This window comes from Micromonospora echinospora (genome assembly GCF_014203425.1).
Lineage (GTDB): Bacteria > Actinomycetota > Actinomycetes > Mycobacteriales > Micromonosporaceae > Micromonospora > Micromonospora echinospora_A.
On sequence record NZ_JACHJC010000001.1, the window covers coordinates 836,969 to 859,320 of the forward strand.

Consider the following 22,352-nt stretch of genomic DNA (forward strand, 5'->3'; position numbering starts at 1 on the left):
CATCCCTGCCCGGACCGGACAGACGGGCCCGCCGGGCCGCAAAGCAGAACGCCGACCTGCGTCTCCGCTGGTCGGCGTTCCTGTAGCCCGGCGAAAGGCTATGTGGCCAGGGGCGGGGTCGAACCGCCGACCTTCCGATTTTCAGTCGGACGCTCGTACCAACTGAGCTACCTGGCCGTGGTGCTCGGCACATGCTACCGCACGAGCCGATACGCAGAACGCCGCGCATTGAGCTGCGCGGCGTCAGCGCTTGCGGTCCTGACGGGACTTGAACCCGCGACCTCCGCCTTGACAGGGCGGCGAGCACTCCAACTGCTCCACAGGACCTGGCTGGTGTTGCATCCGGCGCGAGCCGGACCGTGCCCCCAACGGGATTCGAACCCGTGCTACCGCCTTGAAAGGGCGGCGTCCTGGGCCGCTAGACGATGAGGGCGGCCCCGCCATCATTGCACACTCGCAACTTCAAGCGGACTTGCTCCCATCCGGCCCCGCCGGAGGCAGGAGAAGCATATGTCATGCCTGCACGGACGGCCAAACCGGTATGGGCACGGCTGTGGAGCCGGGTAAAACCGCAGGTCAACGGAGGTGTGCGATCCCGTACCGCCGCTTCAGGTCCGGGATCAGGCGCCGGCACGCAGCCATCGTCTGGGCCCGGTCACCGCCCGCGTCGTGCATCAGCACGACCGAGCCGTGCCGGGTGGCACCCGTCACCCGCTTGATGATCGTCTTCGCCGGTGGGTGGTCCCAGTCCTGCGGGTCCACGCTCCAGTGCAGCGGGCGCAGGCCCATCTGCCGGGCCACCACGATCTCCTCGGCGGTCCACCGGCCGCCGGGCTGGCGGAACCAGGTGATCGGCGCCTTGGGCGCGGCGGCGCGGATGGCGTCGTTGGTCCGCTCCAGGTCGGCCCGGATCTCGGCGGCCGACCGCCGGCCGAGGTTCACGTCGTGGTGCCAGCTGTGGTTGCAGAGCTGGTGACCCTCGCGGACGATCCGGGCCACCAGTTCCGGGTAGCGCTTGGCCTGCTGGCCGACCACGCAGAACGTCGCGGTGACGCGGGCCGCCCGGAGCTGGGCCAGGATCTGCGGGGTGTAGCGGGGGTCCGGCCCGTCGTCGAAGGTGAGCACCACCCCGGCGCTGCCGCTGGTCCGGTGCAGGCCCGCCGGGAGCTTCTTGGGCACCGGGCGCAGCTTCGGCTTCGCGGGGGTGGTGGTGGGGGTCGGCGAGGGCTTCGTCACGGGTGTCGGCGACGCCGAGGCCGACGGCGAGGCCGCCGCCTGCTCGGGTGACTTGCCGGTCTCGCCGCAGGCGGTGGCGAGGAGCGCCAGGCCCAGGACGAGCGCCGGCAGGGCGCGTGGACGCATTCGTCGCTCCCGGAGGGGTCGGGGTCAGACGGACTTTCCGACCGTAGTGGACGCGCCCCGGAGCGGAAAGGGCCGTCAGCCCGTGGTCGACTGGTCCAGCGAGTCCCGAACCGCCACGGCGAGTGAGAGCGCCTCGGCCAGATCCACCGGCCGGACCACCCCGGCCGGCAGCGAGTCGGCCCGCCAGCCGGGCCCGGCGGCGAGCACCAGCAGCGGCCGGCGCGGGACCGTCAGCAGCGCGGTGAGCTGGCACGGGTCGGCGGTCGAGCGGGTGTGCGACCAGAGGACCACGGCGGCCGGCCCGGTCCGGTTGACCGCCTCCACGAGGGCGGGCACCGGCACCCGGGCGCCGAGCATGCGACAGCTCACCCCGGCCTCCGCGAGCGCGGCGGCGAGCGCCTCCAGCGGCAGCGAGTGCTGTTCCTCGTCAGCGCAGGAGAGCAGGATCCGGGGCGGCCCGCCGTTCGGGTGGGCCCGGATCACAGTGGCGAACGCCACCGAGACGCACCGGGACATCAGGTGTTCCACCTCGATCAGGCCGGCGGTGGCGGCGTGCCGTTCCCCGATGCCGGTGAGCACCGGCCGGAGCAGCCCTTCCCAGGTCGCCACCACCCCGTCGGCGGCGAGCGCGTCGGCGATGGTCCGCGCGATGGTCACCGAGTCCAGGCGCATCGCGGCGCGGGCCAGCCCTCGTGCGGCGGGCCCGGCCCGGCCGACCGGGATGGTCGTGCCGCCGCCGTCGCGTACCGTCGAGGTCCGTGCCTTGAGCGCGAGCCGGTCCGGAGGCAGCACGGCCGGGGCCTGCCGGGCCCAGCGGGCCGCCTCTGCGGGCGCCACCCCCTCGGTGGTCAGCCGGCGCATGATCTCCAGGCGGGCGAGGTCGGCGGGCGTGTAGCGCCGGTGGTGGCCCGGCACATGCTCGCTGGGACCGAGGCCGTAGCGCTGGTGCCAGGTGCGCAGCGTGGTGACCGCCACACCGAGTCGGCGTGCCACGGCCCCCGCGCTCAGCGCCTCATCGGCCACCCGACCGCTCCGGTGCCTCGGAGGCTGCGACGCCCGGCCGGGCCGGGCCCGCCGGATGCAGCAGCCGGTTGACCACGCCGCCCAGCCACGGGGCGTACGCCCGGGGGTCGGCGTCCAGGTCGGCCACCACCGCATCGGGGTCGGCCCAGCGCAGGTCGGCCACCTCGTCCGGATCGGGCCGCGTCACCAGGTCCGCGGGTACGTCGGCGCGCAGCACGTGGTCGTACTCGAACTCGACGCGGCCGGTGGCCGGGTCCTCGGCGTAGTAGATGTAGACGCCCACCTCGGTGAGCGCGACCGGGCCGAGGCCCAGTTCCTCGGCGAGCCGCCGGTTGGCGGCCTCGGTCAGCGACTGGTCCGGCAGCGGGTGCCCGCAGCAGGAGTTCGCCCAGCGCAGCGGGAACCGCGTCTTCACCGCGGCCCGCTGCTGCAACAGCACCCGCCCCTGCGGGTCGACGAGGAGCACCGAGAAGGCCCGGTGCAGCCGGCCGGGTGGCTGGTGGGCGGTCGCCACTGTGGTCTCGCCGAGCACCTGCCCGTCGTCGCCGACCAGCTCGACGAGGTGTTCCTCCCGCTCGCTCATGCCGTCGCCCCGGTGATCCGGGCCGCGGCGAGCTTGCCGCTGATCAGCACCATCGGTACCCCCACGCCCGGCTGCGTGCCGGAGCCGACGAAGACCACGTTGTCCAGCTTCCGGTGCAGGTTGGAGGGGCGGAACGGGCCGGTCTGGAAGAGGCTGTGGGCGGCGGCGAACGGCGTGCCGGCGGCCATGCCCTGTGCCGCCCAGTCGGCCGGGGTGACGGCCTCCATCACCTCGATGCCGTCGCCGAAGCCGACGTAGCCGCGTTCCTCCAGCGTGCCCACGAGCTGTTCGGCGTACCGCTGCGTGAGGTCGCCCGTCCAGTCGAACGGTGCCCGCTCCAGGTTCGGCACCGGCGCCAGCACGTAGTAGGTGTGCTTCCCGGCCGGCGCCACCGACGGGTCGGTGCGGCTCGGGTTCGTCACCAGCAGCGACGGGTCGGTCATCAGCTCGCCTCGGCGGATCACCTCGTCGAACGTGCCCTTCCAGGACCGCCCGAAGTGAATGTTGTGGTGGGCGATCTTGCCATAGCCCTGCGTCGAACCGATGTGCAGCACCACGCAGGACGGCGAGTAGGTGAGCTTGCGCTGCCGGCTGGGCGGCAGCAGGTCCTCGTAGGCGACCGGCAGGTCCGGGTTGAGCACCACCGTGTCGGCGGGGACGAAGTCGCCGTCCGCGGTGATCACGCCGGTGGCGCGGCCGTTGGCGGTCTCCACCCGGGTCACCGTGGTGCCGTACCGGAACTGCACGCCGTGCTTCTCCGCCGCGCCGGCCATGCCGCGGGAGACCGCGTGGATGCCGCCGCGCGGGAAGGACACCCCGGCCACCGAGTCGAGGTACGCGATGACCGTGTAGATCGCCAGCGCGTCGTGCGGCGACAGGCCCGCGTACATGGCCTGGAAGGAGAAGATCCGCTGGGTACGCGGGTCGCGGAAGAACTGGTTGATCTTCGTCTGGAGTCGCCGGAAGGCGCCGTTGGCGAACAGCTTCAACAGGTTGCCGGTGAGCAGGTCGGTCGGCGCGTCGAGGTTGCGCTCGATGAAGTCGGCCCGTTCCCACTGCCACAGGTTGCGGGCGTAGTCGACGAAACGCAGGTAGCCGTCGGCCTCCCGGGGGCCGCAGACGCGGGCGATCTCGGCCGCCATCCGGGTGGTGTCGGTGATGACGTCGAGCGTCGACCCGTCCGGGTAGTAGGCGCGGTACGCCGGGTCGAGCGGGCTCAGGTCGAGCCAGTCGGTCAGCTCCTCGCCCACCGCGCCGAGCGCCTCGGCGATCAGGTCGGGCATGGTGAGGACGGTCGGGCCGGTGTCGAACTCGTACCCGTCGACGCTGAGCCGCCCGGCGCGCCCGCCCGGCACCGGCTCGCGTTCCAGCACCGTCACCTGCCGGCCACTGCCGGCCAGGTGCAGCGCGCATGCCAGCCCACCCAGCCCGGCGCCGACCACTACCACCCGGTCGGTCCGTCCCTTGACGGTACGCATTCCGGCCCCCTTGCTCACGAAGTTGCTCATCATGCCCGCCGCGCGGTGGCGGCGGTGGCGAGACCCGTCAGCGCGGTGCGCGCGGTCTCGTCTATCGGTGCGGTGCCGAGCGCGGCGAGCGCCTCGGTGACCCGGTCGGCGATCATCCGCTCCACCCGGGCCGCGGCACCGGTGTCGCGGACCACGTCGGCCAGCCGGTCCACGTCGCGTGCCGTGGTGACCGAGCCGGCCCGGTCCAGCACCCGGCGCTGCGCCGGGTCGGCGAGCTGCCGGGCGAGCATGAGCAGCGCGGTCGGCTTGCCGGTACGCAGGTCGTCCCCGGCCGGCTTGCCGGTGGTCTCCGGGTCGCCGTAGACGCCGAGGAGGTCGTCGCGGAGCTGGAACGCCTCGCCGACGGCCAGCCCGTACCGGGTGTACGCGGCGATGAGCGGGTCGTCCGCGTCGGTGCCGGCCAGGCAGGCGCCGAAGAGCAGCGGCCGCTGGACGGTGTAGCTGGCGGTCTTGTACCGGGCCACGCGCAGCGCCCGGTCGACGGTCCAGTTCCCCGCGTCGTTCTCGCCGAGCACGTCCAGGAACTGCCCGGCGACCGTCTCCACCCGCATCTGGTCGTAGCAGCGGCGCACGTCGAGCAGCCGCTCCGCGGGGACTGCCGCGTGGCTCATGAGGCGGTCGGCCCACACCATGCAGAGGTCACCGATGAGTACGGCGACTGCTTCGCCGTACCGGTCGGGGTCGCCCGAGTGCCCGGCGGCCCGGTGCCGGGCGGCGGCGGCCCGGTGCGCGGTCGGCATTCCGCGCCGGGTGTCGGAGGCGTCCATCACGTCGTCGTGCACGAGCGCGAACGTGTGCAGCAGTTCGAGGGCGGACAGGGCCGGGAGCACCGAACACATCGGTTCCTCCCCGCCGACCGCGCCCCGCCATCCCCAGTACGCGAACGTGGGGCGGACCCGCTTGCCGCCGGCCAGCACGCAGTCGCGCGCGGTCGCGGCGAAAGCACCCATCGCTGCGTCGATCTCGGTGAGCGAGTCGACTTCCGCGGCCAGGAACGCCACCAGCGTCTCATCGACCCCTTTGATCAGGTCTTTCGTGAACGCGGCCAGTACGCCGCGGACCGGATCGTCCGTCGCCCCGGGCTGAGCCGGCGCGACGCGGAGCGCATTACCCGCAACTGCGTCGTTGGCCATGTGGGCGAGCGTACCCTAGGGTTACGAGTTGCGTCGATTACTGCGTCGAAACCGAGGAGGGCTGATGGACGTGGATCTGGCCGCCGCCTATGACCGTTGCCGCGAGTTGCACCGGCGTCACGGCCGTACCTACTATCTCGCCACCCGACTGCTCCCCGCCTGGAAACGGCGGCATGTGCACGCCTTGTACGGATTCACTCGCTACGCGGACGAGATCGTCGACCGCACCGAGGACCTGCCGCCCGCCGAGCGCGCGGCCCGGCTGCGCGAGTGGTCGGATCGATTCGTGGCCGGGCTGCACGGCGCGTCGGTCGACGACCCGCTGCTCCCCGCCGTGCTGCACACCATCGCCGTGTTCGACCTGGACCGGGACGACTTCGCGTCGTTCCTGCGCAGCATGGCGATGGACCTGACGGTCATGTCGTACCCGACCTACGACGACCTGCTCGACTACATGGAGGGCTCGGCGGCCGTCATCGGCACCATGATGCTGCCGATCCTGGGCAGCTCCGACCCGGCCGCCGCCCGGGAGCCCGCCCGCCAGCTCGGCTTCGCGTTCCAGCTCACCAACTTCATCCGGGACGTCGCCGAGGACCTCGACCGGGGCCGGACCTACCTGCCCGACGAGGATCTGGCCAAGTTCGACGTCACGCGCGCCGACCTGGTCGCGGCCAAGGCCGCCGGGCGCACCACGCCGCGCATCCGAGAGCTGATCGAGTACGAGGTGACCCGCGCGCAGGCCCACTACCTCGCCGCCGCCCCGGGCATCCCGCTGCTCAACCCCGCCTCGCAGGCGTGCATGCGCACCGCGTACGCGCTCTACGGCGGCATCCTGGACGAGGTCGCCGCGCAGGACTACGACGTCTTCGTCCGCCGGGCCCTGGTGCCGCAGCGGCGCCGGATGGCGGTGGCCGCGCGGGCGCTGCTCACCCCGGCCGGCACGCCGGTGCAGGTGCCCGGCCCGGCGCTGGAACCGGCCCTGGCCGGATGACCGGCCGGACGGCGGTCGTGCTGCTCACCCGCGACCTGCGGGTGCACGACCACCCGGCGCTGGCCGCCGCCTGCTCCGCGTTCGAGCGGGTGGTGCCGCTCTACGTGCTCGACCCGGCGTTGCAGAAGCTCTCGGCGAACCGCACCCGGTTCCTGCACCAGAGCCTGGCCGACCTGCGCGAGGCGCTGCGCGCACTCGGCGGCGACCTGGTGGTCCGGCGCGGCGACCCGGTGACCGAGACGGTCGAGCTGGCCCGGAAGGTGGGCGCCGAGGGCGTCGGGCTCTCCGCCGACGTCAGCCGCTACGCCCGCCGCCGGGAACGCCGTTTGCGCGCCGAGTGCGACCGGCACCGCATGTTCCTGCGGCTGTTCCCCGGCCTGACGATCGTCGAGCCGGGAGCGCTGCGCCCCAGCGGCGGCGACCACTACCGGGTGTTCAGCCCCTACTTCCGCGCCTGGCAGGGCGTGCGCCCGCGGGACGAACTCGCCGCGCCGAAGCGGGTCCGGCTGCCCGACGGCGTCGACCCGGGTCGCCTGCCCGACCCGCCGAAGGGCGACAGCCCGGCCGCCGCCGCGGGCGGGGAGAGCGTCGCCCGCCGCCGGCTCACCGCCTGGCTGCCCACCCTCGACCGGTACGACGACATCCACGACGACATGGCCGGTGACGAGACCTCCCGGCTCAGCCCGTACCTGCGCTTCGGCTGTGTCTCGCCGCTGACCGTGGCGAACCGGGCCGGTGACCGGGACGGGCCGTTCGTCCGGCAGCTCTGCTGGCGCGACTTCTACCACCAGGTCGTCGCCGGATTCCCTGACCTGTCCATTACTGCCTACCGGCGCGGCGCCCGGGAGGACTGGCGGTACGACGAGCACGCGCTCGACGCCTGGGCCGAGGGACGGACCGGCATGCCGATCGTGGACGCCGGCATGCGTCAGATGCGCGCCGAGGGCTGGATGCACAATCGGGCCCGCCTGATCACCGCCGGCTACCTGACCAAGCACCTCGGGCTGGACTGGCGGCCCGGCCTGGAGGTCTTCTTCCGGTGGCTGCTCGACGGCGACCGGGTCAACAACTCGGGCAACTGGCAGTGGGTGGCCGGCACCGGCAACGACACCCGGCCGTACCGCGGCTTCAACCCGGTACGGCAGGCCGAGCGTTACGACCCCGACGGCGCGTACGTGCGGCGGTGGGTTCCGGAGTTGGAGTCGGTGGCGGGCAAGGCGGTGCACCAGCCGTGGCGGCTGCCCGACGGGGTACGCCGCACGCTCGGCTACCCGCCGCCGCTGGAGGTGCCGGGCGCCGACCCGGTCTGGCTCCGCTGACGCCGCTCGCTGACATCGCCGACGCAGCTCGCGCGGGTCGCGGACGCTGCTTCATGGTTACTTGCAGTGATTGCGCCGCTCGCCAGGCCATCCACCTCCGGTCTCCTTTGCTCTGCAGCCATATCCGCACCGGTTGCGGAACGTGACCGCCCGGACCTTGCGCGGTTTTCGGGCGGTCCCGCCCGCCGAATGCGCTGCGTGACGATGCCCGGGAATCACCGAACGTGACTGATGGTCAGAGGCAGGAGTGCAGCGCCTCGACCAGATCCTCCACCCGATCGTGGTCGGCCAGCCGGGCGGTCGCGTACGCGAAGGTGTAACCCCGCTCCGGATCCGCCCAGGCGCTGCTGCCGCCGATCCCGCCCATGCCCCAGCTGCCGTCCGGCTCCCACTGCATGCCGAGCGTCCAGTCCACCGGACGGTCCAGCAGCAGGTCCGGGCCGGAGTACTGCACCCGCGTCGCCTCGGCGACCAGTTCCGGGCTGAACAGACGTACCCCGTCCAGGGTGCCGCCGGCGAGCAGGCCCGCGTACAGCCGGGCCAGCGCTCCGGCGGTGGCGTGCAGGTTCACCGCCGGGATCTCGGCGGCCCGCCACAGCTCGCTGTTCACCATCGCGACGTCCATCCCGCCCGGCGGATTGTCCAGCGCCCGCGCCCGCAGCGAGCCCGGCTCGCCGCGCATCTGGTCCGGCCAGGCCGGATCGGCGTACGACAGGTCGGCGCACCGCCGCCGGTCCGCCGCTTCCAGCCCGAAGGCCAGGTCCAGGCGCCACGGACCGGCGATCTCCTCGGCCAGGAACCGGCCCACCGGCCGCCCGTCCACCCGGCGGACCAGCTCGCCCACCAGATGCCCGTACGTCCAGGCGTGCTCGCCCGCGACGGTGCCCGGCGTCCACTCCGGGTCCGCCGCCGCCAGGTCGGCGCAGAGCAGGTCCCAGTCGGCGATCGCCGCGGCGGGCCGGGGCGCCGGGAAGGCGGGCAGCCCGGCCGTGTGGACGAGCACCTGCCGCACTGTGGCCGGGGTGCGGAACTCCGGCCAGTACGCCGACACCGGCGCGTCCAGGTCGACGCGGCCCCGGTCGACGAGCAGCAGCAGGCAGAGCGCCACCACCGGCTTGCCGGTCGAGTAGACGTCCACGAGCGTGTCCGGCCGCCACACGCGGTCTGCCCCGGAAGCCGGCACGACCGCGCCGGGCGGGACCGTCGCCGCCGTGCCGCCCACCAGGTCGATCACCGGTACGCCGTCGTGCCACACCGCCAGCGACGCGCCCGTCTCCCGGCCGGTGCCGAACAGGTCGTGGAAGCAGTCCCGGACCGGGGTGAAGCGCGTGTGCATGCGGGCCACGGTAGGCGGTCGCGTCGGTTACCGGCGCGGGAATTCAGGCCCGGCGCGGTGGCCGGTGTCCCGCAGGTACGGAATGCTTGCGGAATGGCGGAGCCGGAACAGGTGGACGTAGTAGTGGTCGGGCTCGGCGTCGGCGGCGAGGAAGTGGCCGGGCGGCTCGCCGAGGCCGGCCTCACAGTGGTCGGCATCGAACGGGACCTGGTCGGGGGCGAGTGCCCGTACTGGGGGTGCGTGCCGAGCAAGATGATGATCCGGGCGGCGAACGCGCTGGCCGAGGCGCACCGCGTCAACGAGCTGGCCGGTTCCGCCCAGGTGCGGCCCGACTGGGCGCCGGTGGCGAAGCGGATCCGGGCCGAGGCCACCGACACCTGGGACGACAAGGTGGCGGTGGAGCGGTTCACCGGCAAGGGCGGCCGGTTCGTCCGGGGCAGCGGGCGGCTCGACGGCCCGAACCGGGTATGCGTCGGCGACCAGGTGTTCCAGGCCCGGTACGGGGTGGTCCTCGGCACCGGCACCCGGCCCTCGGTCCCGCCGATCGCCGGACTGGCCGGCACGCCGTACTGGACGAATCACCAGGCCATCGAGGTCGAGGAGCTGCCCGGGTCGCTGCTGGTGCTCGGCGGCGGCGCGATCGGGCTGGAACTGGCCCAGGTCTTCGCCCGTTTTGGCGTCCGGGTGACGGTGATCGAGGCGGCCGACCGGGTGCTGGCCGTCGAGGAGCCGGAGGCGTCGGCGCTCGCCGCCGACGCGCTGCGCGCCGACGGGGTGCAGATCCACACCGGGGTCAGGGCCGGCCGGGTCAGCCACGACGGGGCAGCGTTCACCGTGCACGCCGACGGCTCCGAGTTCACCGGCGAGAAGCTGCTCGTGGTGACCGGCCGCAAGGCGCACCTGGAGGAGCTGGGCCTGGACACGGTGGGGGTGGACGCCGGACAGCGCTACCTGCCGGTGAACGACCGGATGCACGTCACCGACGGGATCTGGGCGGTCGGCGACCTCACCGGCGAGGGCGCGTTCACCCACATCGCCATGTACCAGGCCGGCATCGTGGTGGCGGACATGCTCGACCACATGCGGCGTACCAAGGGCGGCCCGGACGCCAGCGGCACCGCGAGCGTGGTCGGCGGCGCGGCCGGTGTGGTCAGCTCGGTCGGCGGCGCGATGAGCGCGGGCGGGTCGACGGCCGCGCCCGGCAGCGTCCCGGTCGCCGACTACCGGGCGCTGCCCCGGGTCACGTTCACCGACCCCGAGGTCGGCGCGGTCGGCCTCACCGAGCAGCAGGCCCGCGAACGCGGGATCAACCTCCAGGTCGGATACGCCGACCTCACCTCGTCGACCCGCGGCTGGATCCACAAGACCGGCAACGCCGGGTTCATCAAGCTGATCGCCGACGCCGACCAGGGCGTGCTCGTCGGCGCCACCTCGGCCGGACCGGCCGGCGGGGAGGTGCTCTCCGCGCTGGTCGTGGCGGTGCACGCGGCAGTGCCGATCAGCCAGCTCCGGCACATGATCTACGCGTACCCCACGTTCCACAGGGCCATCGAGGACGCCCTGCGCGCCCTGAAGTGACGCCTCAGCCGGCCGGTGCCCCGTGCCGGCCGGCCCCGGCGGCGAACCGCCCGGCGCCGCGTACCCCGTCGACTGTCAGCGACTCCGTGCCGTAGGCCAGCTCGGTCGCCATCGCCTCCGGCTCCGGCCGGCCCGCGCCGTCCAGCACCGCCGCCCGGTCGTTGCGCAGGCACGTCTGCGGAAACCGGGCGATCCCGGCGGCCAGCTCCTCGGCCGCCGCGCGGGCCGCACCCGGCGCGACCAGCCGGTTGACCAGACCCATCGCGTACGCCTCGTCGGCCGGCACCGGGCGGCCGGTGAGGATCAGGTCCATCGCCCGGCTCTCGCCGATCAGCCGGGGCAGCCGGACCGTCCCGCCGTCGACCAGCGGCACGCCCCACCGGCGGCAGAACACGCCGAGCGTCGCGTCCGACTCGGCGACCCGCAGATCGCACCAGAGCGCCAGCTCCAGGCCGCCGGCCACCGCGTACCCGGAGATCGCCGCGATCACCGGCTTGGACAGCCGCATCCGGGTGGGGCCCATCGGCCCGTCCCCCTCGGGCTCGACCCGGTTGCCGCGCGGCGTGCCGACGGCCTTCAGGTCGGCGCCGGAGCAGAACGTGCCGCCCGCGCCCCAGAGCACGGCGACCGCCGCGTCCGGGTCGGCGTCGAACGCGCGGAACGCGTCGGCGAGCGCCCGGGCGGTCGGCCCGTCCACGGCGTTACGCGCCTCGGGCCGGTCCAGGATCACAGTGGTCACGGCACCGGCGTGCTCGACGCGTACCCCCATGCGCTCAGCATGCCCGCGACGGCGCTGCCGCGGCTACGGCCTATTTGATCGTGTCGGGTCGGGTCAGCCAGCGCATCGGCTGGCCGGTGACGGCGCCGACCTGGTCGAAGTCCCGGTCGTAGTGCAGCAGCGAGAGGCCGTGGTATTCGGCGGTGGCGGCGATGAGCAGGTCGACGGCGCCCGCCGAGCGGTGCGTACCCCGCGCGGTCAGCTCGCCCTGGATCTCGGCGGCGCGCTCGTAGATCCGGTCCGGCATGACCACCCAGCCGAAGGCGGCCCGGAGCTGCTCGGTCAGGCGCGTCCGGTCGGCGACCGACCGGGCGGTGTAGAGGAATTCCAGCTCGACAAGCGGGCACACGGCGAGCAGGCCCGCTGTCACCTGTTGTTCCCAGCGAGCCAGCACGTCGGGATCACGCAGGAGCCGGACGAGGGCGCTGGTGTCGATCAGGTAGTCGGCCAGCTTCACGAGCGGTAGGCGCCCTTGTCGAGCAGTTCGTCGAAGTCACCGGCCTGCCCGCGTTCGGCCAGCTCCGCCAACGCCCGGGCGCGGCGCAGTCTCGCCGCGCCCTCGCGGAGAGCGACGTTCACCGTGTCCTTCTTGGTCTTCGTGCCGAACGCCTCGGCGGCATCCGCCAGCGCCTCGTCGTCGACGTCCACCAGGATCTTGGTCATCGCGGCTCCCTATATACGACCAGCCGTCCGAGTATATCCAGCGGGGAGGCCGTGCGAGGGAATTCCGGGGCGTCCGGTTTGGGGGCTCTCCTGCCGGGAAGTCGGAACGGGTGCGCGAACTACTGACGAAGATCGAACAGGCCAGCGGCCTCGACCGGGTGGGTGACCGGTTGCAGCGCGCCGTCCAGGGCACGCTGCGTTCCCAGCGGGTACGCGACGCGCTGCACGGCGTGTGGCTCGGCCATCCGCTGCACCCCGCGATGGTGCAGGTGCCGGTCGGCGCGTGGATCTCCGCCGCCGTGGTGGACCTGCTGCCCGGCCAGCGCCGGGCCGCCACCGCGCTGGTGGGCCTCGGCACGGTCAGCGCGGTGCCCGCAGCCGTAGCGGGGCTCAACGACTGGGCCACGCTCTCCCGCGACCAGCGCCGGATCGGGCTGGTGCACGCCGCCGCCAACACGGTCGGCCTGGCGCTGTACGCCGGCTCGCTGGCGGCCCGCCTCAACGGGCGGCACGGCCTCGGTCGGGCGCTGTCCTACCTCGGCCTGTCCGCCGCGAGCGGCGGCGCGTACCTGGGCGGGCACCTCGCCTACAAGCAGGGCGCCCAGGCCAGCCAGAGCGTCTCCGAGCTGCACCTGATCAGCGACGGGTGGCACCGGGTCGGCGACCTGAGCAGCCTGCCCCGGCACGAGCTGGTCACCAAGAAGATCGACGAGGTCTCGGTGATCCTCTACCGGGACGGCGACGACGTCACGGTGATGCTGGAGCGCTGCCCGCACCAGAGCGGCCCACTCGGCGAGGGCAAGGTGGAGCAGATCGACGGTCACGCCTGCGTGGTCTGCCCCTGGCACGGCAGCGCGTTCCGGCTCAACGGCGGCGAGGTCGTGCACGGCCCGGCCGCGAACGACCAGGTCGTGCTCCCCACCCGTGTGGTGGCCGGCCAGGTCGAGGCCCGGCTGCCCTGACTCAGTCCCGCCGGTGCCGCCCGCTGGACCCCGCGCGGGCGGGCACCGGCCGCTTGCGCAACCCGAGCAGCGCGCCGATCTGCGCGCCCACGATGCTCGCGACCGCCAGCACCGCCGAGATGGCGAGCGGACGGTTGATGCCCTCCTCCGCGGTGGGCCGGGACGCGCCCGCCGACATGGCCGGCGGCTGACCGACCGGCGCCTCCACGGTGGGCGTCGCGTCCCGCGGGGTGGGCTTCGGCTTCGCCTTCGGCGCGGTCGAGGACGCGCCGCCGCCACCCGGCTTGACCGGCGCGGTCTGGGCCGGCTTGGTGACCACCAGCCGCCCGGTGGCGTGCCGCCGGGCGCCGGAGTCCGTCGCGCCGTCCGGCAGTGTGATGAGCTGACCCGGGCGGATCCGGTCCGGGTCGGCGAGCCGGTTCAGCCGGGCCAACTCCCGGTATCTGTCGAAGTCGTCCAGGTAGCGGTCGGCCACCTCGCCCAGGTAGTCGCCCTTGGCGACCCGGTACACCGCCGGGTCGCTGGTCTCCGCCGCGACAGGGGCCGGCGGCGCGACCTGGCTCGTGGCCACGGCCGGTGAGGTGACGGCGGCGACCGCCGGGTGCGGCGCGGTCAGCGCTGCGGCGCTCGCCGCGGCCGGGCTCGCGGCCAGAATCAGCGCGACCGAACCGACGAGCGCGGCGGCCGCCTTCTGCTGGCGGTGCATGCCGGGCAGCTTCGGCGCCGGCCGGCGTACCGCCGCCGCGAGCAGTTCCACCACGACGGAGAACGCGAAGGTGGCCCAGCCGAACCAGCCCACCACCGCCAGCGCCCGCAGGAAGAGCTGACCGTCGTCGCGGCTGGTCAACGTCGTACCGATCTCGGCGAACGTGGGTAGGTGATCCGGCAGCGGGTTGCCGGCGAACGCCAGCAACGCGACCGGCCCGCCGGCCAGCACGCCGACGAGCACGACGAGGGCGCCGAGCCCGGTGAGGACCTGGCCGGCGCGGCGGACGGGGGAGCGTCGGGGTGCGCCCATGGCGGCCTTCCTTCCTACGGTGGTCCGGTGAGCGCCCGAGCGGTGGCCTCACCGGAGACGATGGCGGTTTTCTGCATGCCGAACAGACCCAGCAGGTCCCGGCTGTAGGTGATCTGCACGCTCACCCGGATCTGGGTCTCGGCGCCGACCACGGGGAAGTCGACCTCGTGGTCGGCGACCCCGCCCGCGGCGTCGAGGTAGGCGGCGACCGCGGCGCGGGCGGCGACCTGGTCGATCTGCTTCGGGCCGCCCTCGATGGCCCGCGCGCGGTCGATCATCTGGCCGCCCGCGCGCGCCGCCTCGGCGGCCAGGTTGTCCGCGCGCTGGAGCGTGCGTAGTTGACCGGCGCCGTCGTAGGCGAGGCCGATGATCGCCAGCACGCCTGTCATCGCCACGGCCAGGAAGAGGCTCACCCGGCCGTTCTCCGCCTCGCGCCGCCCGGTCATCCGCGACTCCGGTAGGTGTCCAGCGGCGAGGTGAAGCGCGCCGAGACGGTCTTGCCACCCGGCACCCCGGGCAGGCCGGGCGCGCTCAGGTCGTCGAAGGAGACGGTGCAGGTCACAGTGACCGTCACCGTCGCGGGCACGCCTGCGGCGCTCTGGTACGCGGCGGCGAAGCTCGTCGCCGTCCCGGCCACCGAGCCCGCGAGGTCGAGCTGGGGTGGGCCGGTGCAGTTCAGTCCCGCCCAGCCGAGCTGGTCCCGGGCCGCGTCCTCGGCGGCCTCCGCGCCGTCGTCGGCGTTGCGGGCGAGCGAGGCGGCCCGGGCGGCGTCGTGAGCGGCCGACTCCACCGCCTCGTCGGCGACAGCGGTCCGCCCGGCGACCCCGGCCAGCACCATCAGCCCGATGAAGGCGGGCGCGAGCACCGCCACCTCGATCGAGACGGAACCCTGCTCCCGCCGCGGCCCGGCGCTCATCCGGTGGTCCAGCGTTCGGCCGGGCCGTGCGCGGTCTGCGTGACCTCGAACGAGACTCCCGGGATGACCGACAGGGAGCGTCCCTGCACCGTGCAGGTGACGGCGGTGGCGGTCTCGACGCAGGTCGGTCCGGTCTGCTCCCAGTCGACCAGCCAGTCGCCGGACTGTCGCAGGAAGCTGATCGCCCGTTCCCGGCCGGCGTCCGGCCCGGCGTCGATCGTGCGCTGGGCGTTCACAGCGGTCTGCGCGGCGTTCAGCGCTGTGGACCGGGCCACGAACCAGACGGCGACCTGGATCGAGCCGAACAGCATCACCAGGATCACCGGCATCACCACGGCCAGCTCGACCGGGTTGGCGCCCCGCTCGCCCTCGGCCAGACGGGCGCGCAGGGCGGCGGCGATCCGCCCCGGACCGGGCGGACCGGCGGGCCGGCCGGCGTGCGCCGGCCGGCTCCGGACCGTACGGGCGGGGCGCGGCATCACGGGGCCTGCGGCGCCGTGTTGTTCGGGATGGCGTTCATCCAGTTGTTCGCCTTGGCCAGGGCGAGTCCGGTGACCGCCATGGCCACCGCGACCAGGCCGAAGATGATCACCGCGGTCGGCACCGGGCTGTCGCCGCGCTCGGAGTCCCGGCGCAACTCGGCGAGGCGGGTGCTCACCGCCACGTACAGGTAGGCGTAGAGGTGCATGGTCGTCTCCTTCTCGAAGGTGGGTTCACAGACGGGCGAGGAACGGATAGACGGCGAAGCCGAGCAGGACGAACACCAGCAGCGAGCCGGGGATGTCCAACTTGCTGGTGACCCCCTCGGCCCGGGCCAGGTTGTCGGTACGGATCTGGTCGCGCAGCGAGTCGGCACGGGACCGCAACGTCTCGTGCACCTGGGCGCCCTCGCTGCCGGAGGAGCGCATGATGGCGCCCACGTCGCCCAGCTCCGGGATGCCGATCCGGTCGGCCAGTTCCTGCAACTCGTCCCAGGGCGAGTGCATCTGGAGCTGGGCGAGCCGCAGCGCCTCCCGGATCCGGTCGAAGACCCAGCCGTCGCAGACCGCCGCCGCGCGTTCCAGCGACTGCACCGGGCCGTGCGCGGCGGACAGCTGCAACGCCACCAGGTCGAGGTAGGTGCAGACCGCCTGCCGGAACTCGTCCCGGGCGGCGTCGGCCTTGGCCAGGACCGCGCGGTGCGCGAGCAGTCCGGCGCCGAGCGCCAGGCCCAGGCTGGCCAGCACCGGTACGGCCACCGGCAGCGCCACCCCGCCGACGAAGAGCACTGCCGAGGCGACCGCCGGGGTGGCGAACCCGACGAGCGTGGAGAGCAGCACGGAAAGGGCGTACTGCTCGGGGGTGCGGTCGAGCAGGGCGAGCTGCCGGTGCGGCGGGCGCAGCCAGCGGGCGAACCCGCCGAGCCAGTCCGGCCCGGCGCCGGCGGCCGGGGCCTGGCCGGGCGGCTGGTGCAGCCGGCGCAGCGCCGGGCCGAGCGCCGGGGTGGCCGGCAGCGCCTCGCGGACCACCATGAACAGTCCGAGCCCGACCGCGCACCCGCCGAGCACCGCGATCGCCATCTGCCAGTTGAGGATCATGCGATCGCCTCCTCCAGGTCGGGCGCCGGCAGGAAGCGCGCGGGCCGGGGCGGCTGGCTCATCGAACGCACCCAGACCAGCAGGCCGACGAACGCCGCGCCGAGCACCGCCATCATGAGCTGGCCGGTCACGGTTCCGTAGGGACGGATGTAGTCGCTGTTCACCAGCCCGTACGCCAGCGTCGCCAGCGTCATGCCGGTGAGGAAGCGGACCGCGAACCGGGGCTGGGTGCGCTTGGCCTCGACCTCCCGCCGGGTCGCGACCTCGGCCGACGCGGCGGTGGCGATCGACCCGAGCACGTCGCCGAGGCGCTCGCCCCGGTCGGTGAGGTGCAGGATCAGCGCTGCCACCACCTGGTCGGCGACCGGGTCGGCGATCTCGTCGGCGAAGGCGAGCAGCGCGGAGCGCGCCAGCCAGCCGGCCTGGAGGCGGGCCGCGAGCGTGCGTACCTCCTCCTGGATCTCCTCCGGCGCGGTGGCGATGGTGCCGATGATCGCCTGCTGGAGTCCCTGGCCGGTGGCCGAGATGTCCTTGAGCCGACGGGTCCACTCGCCTACGGCTTCGACCCGGGCGATGGCCCGCTGCTCGGCCCGGCCCACCGCGAACAGCCACGGCACGCCCGGCACCGCGAGCGCCACCAGCAGGCCGACCACCGGCAGCCCGGTGAGCAGGAACGCCGCCGCTCCGGCGACCACCGCGGCGCCGAGCAGGAGCTGGTAGCGGCGCTGGTCGGCGCGGCTCGCGCCGGAACCGGTCCAGAGCCGGCTCAGGCCCGGCCCGGCGCCCGGTGCCGGACCCGGCGGGCGGCGGGTGCCGACGAGCGCGACCACTGTCAGCACCAGCCCGGCCACGCAGGCCGCGCCGGAGACCAGGGCGATCAGTTCGATCTGCGTCACGCCGGGCCTCCGCTCGGCCGCGCCCCGAGACGGGTGTGCCGGGGCCGCCGCCACGCGCCCACACCGGCCTCCACGAACCGGGTGAGCAGCCGGGCGTCGTAGCCGACGCGCAGCAACTGCTCGCGGATGCGTTCGGGCAGGTGGCGGGGGACCGCGCGGCCGTCCGGCCCCGGACCGAAGACGGTCGTGGTGGTGATCCGGTTGCCCTCGCCGACGCCGATGACCTCCTCGACGTGCGAGACGAAGCGGTGCTTGCGCCCGCCGATCGCGGTCTCGTCCTCGACGGTCACGTAGACGATGAGGTCGAGCGCGTTGCCGGCCATCCGGCGGGCCTGGTCGACTGTCATCTCCCGGCCGTGCGACAGCGCCAGCTCGATGATGCGATCGCTCACCCCCGAGGGGGTGCGCGCGTGGATGGTGCACATCGACCCGCGGCTCGTCGTCATCGCCTGGAGCATCGGCACGATCTCCCGGGACCGCACCTCGCCGACGATGATCCGCAGCACGCCCATCCGCAGCGACACCGGGATCAGGTCGGCGATGCTGACCTCACCCGCCGGCCGCCCGTCCGCGCCGCGCTCGCCGTGCCCCTCCCGGGACTCGAAGCTCATCACCGCCCGGTGTTTGTGCCCACGCCGGGCCGGCAGCAGTTCCCGGCTCTCCTCCAGCAGCACGTACGGCTCGTCGGCCGGGATCTCGTCCATCAGCGCCCGGATGACAGTGGTCTTCCCGGCCCCGGCGAGCCCGGCGACCATGATGTTCAACCCGGCCCGCATCGACGCGCGGAAGAAGTCGCGCAGCAGCGGATCGATCATCTCGTCCAGGTCGGGCCGGCCGCCCGCGATGTCCTCCAGGCTCACCGCGAGCGTGTTGTGCTTGCGGATCACCGCGTACGGGCGGTGGCTGACCAGGAACACGGCGGCGAGTCGGCTGCCGTCGGGCAGTTGCAGGTCGAGCGTGGGCTTCGAGGTCGACAGCGAGCGTTCGGTGGCCCCGGCCCGGCGGGCCGCCGCCTGGAGGATCTCCACCAGCTCGTCGTCGGTCTCGGCGATCGGCTCGGCCCAGTCGACGCCGCCGCCGTGCCGGGTGATGCGCACCTGGTCGCAGCCGAGGATGTGCACCTCCTCGATGCTGTCGTCGACGAGCAGCGTCTGGAGCCGGCCCAGCCCGACGAGTTCGGCTGTCACCTGGTCGAGCAGCAGCCGTTCGGAGTCCGCGGCCATCGGCGTGCCGGACCGGCGTACCGAGTCGGCGTACGCGGAGACCACTGTGACGGCCAGCCGGGCGCGCTCGACCTCCTCGGCGTCGGCGTCGAACTCGCGGCCGCGCTGCCAGTGGGTGAGCCGTTCGCTCAGCTCCCGGCGCAGCTCGCGGACCACAGCGAAGTCGATCCGGGGGCGCGGCGGCGGCGGGGGCGCGGCGGGGAGCGGGCCGGGGACGTGGTGCCGGCCGTTCGGCGGCGCCAGCGGCGGGACCGTGGAGACGACGCCGGGCTGCTGCCCGCGCGGGTCGTGGGAGACCGGCTCAAACCGCACCGGACACCCCCGGCGCGCTCGGCGCGGTCACCGCGCGCGGTGTGGTCGCGCCCGGCCAGGCGAGCCGGGCCCGCCGCCGGTCCAGCAGCGCCCGGACCGGCACCTCCAGGGCGCCGGCCGCGCGCATCAACGGCCGGTTCGCGCGTACGGTGCCGCCGTGGCCGAGCACCTCGGCGGTACGCGGGTCGTGCGGCAGGCGGGCGATCACCGGCAGCCGCAGCGCCTTGCTGATCTCGCTGGTGCCGTGCCCGTCCCCGACCACGAGCAGCCGCAGCGTGCCCGGCGGTACGCGGTGCTCGGTGAGGTCCCGTTCGATCGCCCGGGCGGTGGCCCGGGTGGCGGAGAGGTCGGGCAGGTTCGCCCGGGTCACCAGCAGCACCACAGTGGCGGCGCGGAGCAGCGGCCACGGTGGACCGCCGACGGCCAGCCGGCCACAGTCGACGAGCACGTCGTAGGGCGGTTCGCCGCGCTCCAGCCCGGTGAAGTAGTCGGCGAAGCGCTGCCACAGCGGAATCACGCTGCCGGCCTGGGCCGGGTCGACCACGCCGGGTAGCAGCAGCCGCTCGCGCCGGGGCGCGTCCAGGTCGACCAGCTGGGACCAGAACGCCTGTTCCAGGCTGCCGTCGCGCAGCTCGCCCACCGCCAGCTCGCCGATGCCGCGCGGGCCGTCCAGGGTCCCGCCGAGGTAGCCGGCGAGGATCGAGCCGCCCGCCGGGTCGCACTCGGCCAGCACGAGCCGCCGATGCCAGCTCAGCGCGGCGGCGAGCGCCGCGGTGGTGACGCCCGGCGAACCCTTCGCCGAGACCAGGGCGATGATCGCCATCAGGCCGCCTCGGTGAGCACGAGCGCGATCCGGTCGTCGGCGGCGAGCGCCACGACCGCCGGCACGTCCCGTACGGTCAGCGCCAGGTAGACCACCACGTCGCCGTTCTGCGGCGTGGCGGTGTCGATCACGGTGCCCTCGAACCGGGTTCCGCCGCCGCGGGACGCGTCGGAGCCGTTCGTGGCGTTGCTCGGCGTGCTGACCAGCAGCACCTTGTCGCCGGGGTTCAGCTTGCGGGCCGGCACCTGCTCGGGTTCCAGTCCCAGCGCGATCTGCTGCTGGCCGGGGCCGAGCAGCGGGGCCTCGGTGAGCTGCGCCGGGGTGAGCAGCGTGCCCGGGGTGAGCTGGACGGCCGCCCGCAGTCCCAGCACCTCGTCCATCCGGTCGGCCGGAACCGGCTGGAGTTCCCGTCCGCCGGAGACGCGCACCGGCACCAGGTCGTCGGCGGTGAGTTGCCGGCCCACGTCGACCGGCCGGGCCACCGCCAGGTACGTGCCGGTGGAGCGCACCGAGGTGACCGCGAACGCCGCGCCCAGCCCGCCGAGGGCGATCAGCAGGATTGCCAGGCCGAGCAGGCCGGGCCGGACACGTCGCTGCCGGACCACCTTCGGCGGCGCGATCGGCGCCTCCATCGGGGTTCCGTTTCGGGATGCCACCACACTCATCGGGTCACCACCTGAAGCTCGTTGATCTGTACCGGGATGACGCCGCTGGACCGGCTCTGGGCGATCACGCCGCTCTCGCCGCCGCCGGACCACTCGACTGTCCAGAACGTGGTGGCGCTCACCTGGTAGGTGGCGGCCTTCGGATAGCCCTGGTCGAGACCGCAGTCCGGCGAGGTGGAGCCGGCCCGCGGCCCGTCGGCCCGGTACGGCGTGCCCGGCCCGTGGCAGGTGACGTCGATGTCGTCGGACATGTGCCAGACGATCCGGTCCACCCGGGCGGTGATCCGGACGGTCAGCCCGCGGTCCGAGGCGGAGGCGTTCAGCGGCCCGAAGTACGAGGTCCCTGGGCTGGCCCACATCCAGACCGGCAGCCCGACCAGGCCCGGCCCCTGACTGCGCCGGGGCGCGACCGAGGCCCGGGGCGGGAGCAGCGAGATGGAGGCCAGCGCGCGCCGGGCCAGTTCCTCCGGGTCCGGCGGCGCGCCGTAGCCGGGCGGCGGGGCGTCCAGGAGTTCCTGTCGCATGCTGCCCGTGTCGCCGCCGTTGCAGGTGAGCTGGTACCACTGCTTGCCGGGGGGCGCCTCGTCCTGCGGCTCGGCGAGTTTGTAGTAGCAGCCGTCGGCGTTGTTGAACCAGCCGAGCGCCTCGTTGTAGCAGGGGATGACGCGGCCGTTCCACTGGCACTTCGGCGCGCCGCCGCCGTTGCCGCCACCGCCGCCGTTGTCCCCGCCACCACCTGGTCCGCCCGGTCCGCCGGGGGTGCCCGGGTCGTCGTCCCACACGTCGCAGTCGGTCTGTTCCGGCGGGCACGAGCCGCCGGGATCGGCGGCACGCGCGGGCGCGCCGGTGAGCGTCAGCAGCGCGGCGAGGCCGGCGGCGAGCAGCAGCCGGCGGAGCGTCCCGGCCCGGGGCTGGCGGGCCGGGACACCCCTTCCTCCCCAGGTCAGCACGGCTGGTCCTGGTGCGCGGCGCCGCCGTTGATCAGCCACCGGCCGTCCGGGAAGCGGACCGCGGTGGCGGTGGCGAGGTAGCGCCCGCCGCGGGTGCCCGGCACGGCCTTGCGGTCCTTGGCGTAGACGAGCCGGTAGCCGCTCGCGTCCAGGCAGTCCTGGATCTCGACGGTGGGCGGGCGGGCGGCCAGGTCGACCGAGACCACTGTGGGATCGGAGACCAGTTTCCCGGTACGCATCGCGCCGTGCTCCTTCGCGTCGAGAATTGCCATTCGCACCCGGGTCAGCAGCGGATCAGCCAGAAAACGGGCCAGAGCGGGATGGGATGGATCGCTTCGGGCGCTCGCCGCCCGGGACGCGTCGAGATAGCCGGAATAGGCGGCAAGCGCTGCCTTTTCGGCTTCCTTATCCGCCTCGGCGGAATGGGTGGCGGGGGCGGCGGCGCGGCCGGTGAGCGGGCGGGTGGCCGCCTCCGGCTCGGTGCCGCAGCCGGCCGCGCCGACCGCCAGCGCGAGGCTGAGCAGGTAGATTTCCCATCGGCGGGATTGCCGTGTGCGCAACGCCGATCCCTCCTCGTGCCGGCCCGGGGCGATCACGCCGACCCGCTCCGGGCATGCGGAAGCGCACCCGGAACTGTCACTCCGGGTCCCCGTCGCCACCACTGGTATTGACCTGTACTGATTGCTGCGGACTCGTGCCCTGACTCCTCCGACGC

At 73.9% G+C, this 22,352-nt stretch carries 25 protein-coding genes and 3 tRNA genes; 4 read left to right on the forward strand and 24 right to left on the reverse strand.

From position 1 onward, the window contains the following. Positions 1-103: 103 nt before the first annotated feature. The 8 genes from FHU28_RS03985 to FHU28_RS04020 form a co-directional block, all read right to left on the reverse strand. Positions 104-177 (reverse strand) — tRNA-Phe (locus FHU28_RS03985). 76 nt (positions 178-253) lie between these two features. Further along, a tRNA-Asp gene (locus FHU28_RS03990) sits at positions 254-327 on the reverse strand. Between the two features lie 33 nt (positions 328-360). Next, positions 361-433 (reverse strand) — tRNA-Glu (locus FHU28_RS03995). A 143-nt stretch (positions 434-576) separates the two neighbouring features. Then, positions 577-1,362: a polysaccharide deacetylase family protein gene (locus FHU28_RS04000; protein WP_184680978.1), complete on the reverse strand. Its 786-nt coding sequence runs from the start codon at positions 1,360-1,362 to the stop codon at positions 577-579. A 75-nt stretch (positions 1,363-1,437) separates the two neighbouring features. Further along, positions 1,438-2,385, reverse strand: coding sequence for a MerR family transcriptional regulator (locus FHU28_RS04005; protein WP_184680981.1), 948 nt, complete (start codon positions 2,383-2,385; stop codon positions 1,438-1,440). Beyond that, positions 2,375-2,968, reverse strand: coding sequence for an isopentenyl-diphosphate Delta-isomerase (gene idi, locus FHU28_RS04010; RefSeq protein WP_184680983.1), 594 nt, complete (start codon positions 2,966-2,968; stop codon positions 2,375-2,377). The genes FHU28_RS04005 and idi overlap by 11 nt, the downstream gene beginning before the upstream one ends. Further along, the gene (crtI, locus tag FHU28_RS04015) at positions 2,965-4,446 is read right to left on the reverse strand and encodes a phytoene desaturase family protein (RefSeq protein ID WP_184680985.1); all 1,482 of its coding nucleotides are present in this window, start codon (positions 4,444-4,446) and stop codon (positions 2,965-2,967) included. Before crtI ends, idi begins: the two co-directional genes overlap by 4 nt. Before the next feature lie 29 nt (positions 4,447-4,475). Further along, positions 4,476-5,630 carry a polyprenyl synthetase family protein gene (locus FHU28_RS04020; protein WP_184680988.1) on the reverse strand — a complete coding sequence of 385 codons (1,155 nt, stop codon included), beginning with the start codon at positions 5,628-5,630 and terminating at the stop codon, positions 4,476-4,478. Between the two features lie 64 nt (positions 5,631-5,694). Here FHU28_RS04020 and FHU28_RS04025 point away from each other — a divergent pair, with 64 nt between their 5' ends. Together FHU28_RS04025 and FHU28_RS04030 are read left to right on the forward strand one after the other, a co-directional pair. After that, complete coding sequence (locus tag FHU28_RS04025; RefSeq protein WP_184680991.1) at positions 5,695-6,621, forward strand: phytoene/squalene synthase family protein; 927 nt, start codon at positions 5,695-5,697, stop codon at positions 6,619-6,621. After that, on the forward strand, positions 6,618-7,940 hold the full coding sequence (locus FHU28_RS04030; protein WP_184680995.1) for a cryptochrome/photolyase family protein: 1,323 nt from the start codon (positions 6,618-6,620) through the stop codon (positions 7,938-7,940). Before FHU28_RS04025 ends, FHU28_RS04030 begins: the two co-directional genes overlap by 4 nt. 235 nt (positions 7,941-8,175) lie before the next feature. Here the strand turns inward: FHU28_RS04030 and FHU28_RS04035 are convergent, their stop codons facing one another. Then, complete coding sequence (locus tag FHU28_RS04035) at positions 8,176-9,276, reverse strand: serine hydrolase domain-containing protein (protein WP_184680997.1); 1,101 nt, start codon at positions 9,274-9,276, stop codon at positions 8,176-8,178. A gap of 93 nt (positions 9,277-9,369) precedes the next feature. Between FHU28_RS04035 and FHU28_RS04040 the strand changes: the two genes are divergently transcribed. After that, complete coding sequence (locus FHU28_RS04040) at positions 9,370-10,854, forward strand: dihydrolipoyl dehydrogenase family protein (RefSeq protein ID WP_184680999.1); 1,485 nt, start codon at positions 9,370-9,372, stop codon at positions 10,852-10,854. Between the two features lie 4 nt (positions 10,855-10,858). On the opposite strand, the gene FHU28_RS04045 is transcribed toward FHU28_RS04040, so the two are convergent. The 3 genes from FHU28_RS04045 to FHU28_RS04055 are packed head-to-tail and all read right to left on the reverse strand — an operon-like array spanning position 10,859 to position 12,295. Continuing rightward, a complete protein-coding gene (locus tag FHU28_RS04045) occupies positions 10,859-11,623 on the reverse strand; it encodes a crotonase/enoyl-CoA hydratase family protein (protein ID WP_184681001.1) in 765 nt (254 codons plus the stop codon). A 40-nt stretch (positions 11,624-11,663) separates the two neighbouring features. Then, positions 11,664-12,089 carry a PIN domain nuclease gene (locus FHU28_RS04050; RefSeq protein ID WP_174532918.1) on the reverse strand — a complete coding sequence of 142 codons (426 nt, stop codon included), beginning with the start codon at positions 12,087-12,089 and terminating at the stop codon, positions 11,664-11,666. Further along, the gene (locus tag FHU28_RS04055) at positions 12,086-12,295 is read right to left on the reverse strand and encodes a type II toxin-antitoxin system VapB family antitoxin (RefSeq protein WP_030500628.1); all 210 of its coding nucleotides are present in this window, start codon (positions 12,293-12,295) and stop codon (positions 12,086-12,088) included. Before FHU28_RS04055 ends, FHU28_RS04050 begins: the two co-directional genes overlap by 4 nt. Before the next feature lie 110 nt (positions 12,296-12,405). Here FHU28_RS04055 and FHU28_RS04060 point away from each other — a divergent pair, with 110 nt between their 5' ends. After that, complete coding sequence (locus FHU28_RS04060; RefSeq protein WP_184681011.1) at positions 12,406-13,257, forward strand: Rieske (2Fe-2S) protein; 852 nt, start codon at positions 12,406-12,408, stop codon at positions 13,255-13,257. A 1-nt stretch (position 13,258) separates the two neighbouring features. On the opposite strand, the gene FHU28_RS04065 is transcribed toward FHU28_RS04060, so the two are convergent. From FHU28_RS04065 to FHU28_RS04120, 12 genes are read right to left on the reverse strand one after another with little or no spacing between them, the layout of a single operon-like run. Beyond that, positions 13,259-14,275: a LysM peptidoglycan-binding domain-containing protein gene (locus FHU28_RS04065; protein ID WP_184681013.1), complete on the reverse strand. Its 1,017-nt coding sequence runs from the start codon at positions 14,273-14,275 to the stop codon at positions 13,259-13,261. Between the two features lie 14 nt (positions 14,276-14,289). Further along, positions 14,290-14,721: a pilus assembly protein TadG-related protein gene (locus tag FHU28_RS04070; RefSeq protein WP_184681015.1), complete on the reverse strand. Its 432-nt coding sequence runs from the start codon at positions 14,719-14,721 to the stop codon at positions 14,290-14,292. Next, positions 14,718-15,191 carry a TadE/TadG family type IV pilus assembly protein gene (locus tag FHU28_RS04075; RefSeq protein ID WP_184681017.1) on the reverse strand — a complete coding sequence of 158 codons (474 nt, stop codon included), beginning with the start codon at positions 15,189-15,191 and terminating at the stop codon, positions 14,718-14,720. The genes FHU28_RS04070 and FHU28_RS04075 overlap by 4 nt, the downstream gene beginning before the upstream one ends. After that, on the reverse strand, positions 15,188-15,670 hold the full coding sequence (locus FHU28_RS04080; protein WP_260412840.1) for a TadE family protein: 483 nt from the start codon (positions 15,668-15,670) through the stop codon (positions 15,188-15,190). Before FHU28_RS04080 ends, FHU28_RS04075 begins: the two co-directional genes overlap by 4 nt. Beyond that, positions 15,670-15,879, reverse strand: coding sequence for a hypothetical protein (locus FHU28_RS04085; protein WP_013283462.1), 210 nt, complete (start codon positions 15,877-15,879; stop codon positions 15,670-15,672). Before FHU28_RS04085 ends, FHU28_RS04080 begins: the two co-directional genes overlap by 1 nt. 25 nt (positions 15,880-15,904) lie before the next feature. Further along, entirely contained in the window at positions 15,905-16,768 is an 864-nt protein-coding gene (locus tag FHU28_RS04090; protein ID WP_184681019.1) for a type II secretion system F family protein, read from the reverse strand. After that, entirely contained in the window at positions 16,765-17,718 is a 954-nt protein-coding gene (locus FHU28_RS04095; RefSeq protein WP_376700620.1) for a type II secretion system F family protein, read from the reverse strand. Before FHU28_RS04095 ends, FHU28_RS04090 begins: the two co-directional genes overlap by 4 nt. Further along, on the reverse strand, positions 17,661-19,199 hold the full coding sequence (locus tag FHU28_RS04100; RefSeq protein WP_184681023.1) for a TadA family conjugal transfer-associated ATPase: 1,539 nt from the start codon (positions 19,197-19,199) through the stop codon (positions 17,661-17,663). The genes FHU28_RS04095 and FHU28_RS04100 overlap by 58 nt, the downstream gene beginning before the upstream one ends. Continuing rightward, a complete protein-coding gene (locus FHU28_RS04105) occupies positions 19,189-20,022 on the reverse strand; it encodes a CpaE/TadZ family protein (protein ID WP_184681025.1) in 834 nt (277 codons plus the stop codon). Before FHU28_RS04105 ends, FHU28_RS04100 begins: the two co-directional genes overlap by 11 nt. Next, positions 20,022-20,687: an SAF domain-containing protein gene (locus FHU28_RS04110; protein WP_184681027.1), complete on the reverse strand. Its 666-nt coding sequence runs from the start codon at positions 20,685-20,687 to the stop codon at positions 20,022-20,024. The genes FHU28_RS04105 and FHU28_RS04110 overlap by 1 nt, the downstream gene beginning before the upstream one ends. Further along, the gene (locus FHU28_RS04115; protein ID WP_184681029.1) at positions 20,684-21,637 is read right to left on the reverse strand and encodes a hypothetical protein; all 954 of its coding nucleotides are present in this window, start codon (positions 21,635-21,637) and stop codon (positions 20,684-20,686) included. Before FHU28_RS04115 ends, FHU28_RS04110 begins: the two co-directional genes overlap by 4 nt. Next, entirely contained in the window at positions 21,631-22,197 is a 567-nt protein-coding gene (locus FHU28_RS04120) for a hypothetical protein (protein WP_184689205.1), read from the reverse strand. Before FHU28_RS04120 ends, FHU28_RS04115 begins: the two co-directional genes overlap by 7 nt. Positions 22,198-22,352: the final 155 nt, after the last annotated feature.

Coding starts and splice junctions, on each gene's coding strand:
- FHU28_RS04030 (WP_184680995.1), top strand. CDS start 6,618: ATGACCGGCCGGACGGCGGTCGTGCTGCTCACCCGCGACCTGCGGGTG.
- FHU28_RS04020 (WP_184680988.1), bottom strand. CDS start 5,630: ATGGCCAACGACGCAGTTGCGGGTAATGCGCTCCGCGTCGCGCCGGCT.
- FHU28_RS04025 (WP_184680991.1), top strand. CDS start 5,695: ATGGACGTGGATCTGGCCGCCGCCTATGACCGTTGCCGCGAGTTGCAC.
- FHU28_RS04110 (WP_184681027.1), bottom strand. CDS start 20,687: ATGAGTGTGGTGGCATCCCGAAACGGAACCCCGATGGAGGCGCCGATC.
- FHU28_RS04045 (WP_184681001.1), bottom strand. CDS start 11,623: ATGGGGGTACGCGTCGAGCACGCCGGTGCCGTGACCACTGTGATCCTG.
- FHU28_RS04070 (WP_184681015.1), bottom strand. CDS start 14,721: ATGACCGGGCGGCGCGAGGCGGAGAACGGCCGGGTGAGCCTCTTCCTG.
- FHU28_RS04040 (WP_184680999.1), top strand. CDS start 9,370: ATGGCGGAGCCGGAACAGGTGGACGTAGTAGTGGTCGGGCTCGGCGTC.
- FHU28_RS04105 (WP_184681025.1), bottom strand. CDS start 20,022: ATGGCGATCATCGCCCTGGTCTCGGCGAAGGGTTCGCCGGGCGTCACC.
- FHU28_RS04055 (WP_030500628.1), bottom strand. CDS start 12,295: ATGACCAAGATCCTGGTGGACGTCGACGACGAGGCGCTGGCGGATGCC.
- idi (WP_184680983.1), bottom strand. CDS start 2,968: ATGAGCGAGCGGGAGGAACACCTCGTCGAGCTGGTCGGCGACGACGGG.
- crtI (WP_184680985.1), bottom strand. CDS start 4,446: ATGCGTACCGTCAAGGGACGGACCGACCGGGTGGTAGTGGTCGGCGCC.
- FHU28_RS04000 (WP_184680978.1), bottom strand. CDS start 1,362: ATGCGTCCACGCGCCCTGCCGGCGCTCGTCCTGGGCCTGGCGCTCCTC.
- FHU28_RS04065 (WP_184681013.1), bottom strand. CDS start 14,275: ATGGGCGCACCCCGACGCTCCCCCGTCCGCCGCGCCGGCCAGGTCCTC.
- FHU28_RS04080 (WP_260412840.1), bottom strand. CDS start 15,670: ATGCCGCGCCCCGCCCGTACGGTCCGGAGCCGGCCGGCGCACGCCGGC.
- FHU28_RS04075 (WP_184681017.1), bottom strand. CDS start 15,191: ATGAGCGCCGGGCCGCGGCGGGAGCAGGGTTCCGTCTCGATCGAGGTG.
- FHU28_RS04085 (WP_013283462.1), bottom strand. CDS start 15,879: ATGCACCTCTACGCCTACCTGTACGTGGCGGTGAGCACCCGCCTCGCC.
- FHU28_RS04035 (WP_184680997.1), bottom strand. CDS start 9,276: ATGCACACGCGCTTCACCCCGGTCCGGGACTGCTTCCACGACCTGTTC.
- FHU28_RS04090 (WP_184681019.1), bottom strand. CDS start 16,768: ATGATCCTCAACTGGCAGATGGCGATCGCGGTGCTCGGCGGGTGCGCG.